1 pseudogene is annotated in these 210 nt (G+C 43.3%); it reads left to right on the top strand.

Annotation, left to right across the window (positions count from 1 at the left end):
- Nucleotides 1–210: pseudogene (locus HMPREF2937_RS10900) on the top strand (ornithine carbamoyltransferase subunit F); the annotation flags it as partial.

The raw sequence follows: 210 nt of genomic DNA, 5'->3' as shown, positions 1-210 counted from the left end.
ACAAACACTTAAAGGAAAAAACATTGCATTAATTTTCGAAAAAGACTCAACTCGTACTCGTTGCGCATTTGAAGTTGCGGCAGCTGACCAAGGTGCAAGTACTACTTATCTTGGACCAACTGGTTCTCAAATGGGCAAAAAAGAAACAGCAGCAGATACAGCTCGCGTTTTAGGCGGCATGTATGACGGCATCGAATATCGCGGATTCTC

Origin of the sequence: Staphylococcus sp. HMSC061G12 (assembly GCF_001838465.1) — a bacterium.
Classification (GTDB): domain Bacteria; phylum Bacillota; class Bacilli; order Staphylococcales; family Staphylococcaceae; genus Staphylococcus; species Staphylococcus simulans.
The sequence above is the reverse complement of the archived record's forward strand: the minus strand, read 5'-3'. Positions and strand labels throughout refer to the sequence as shown.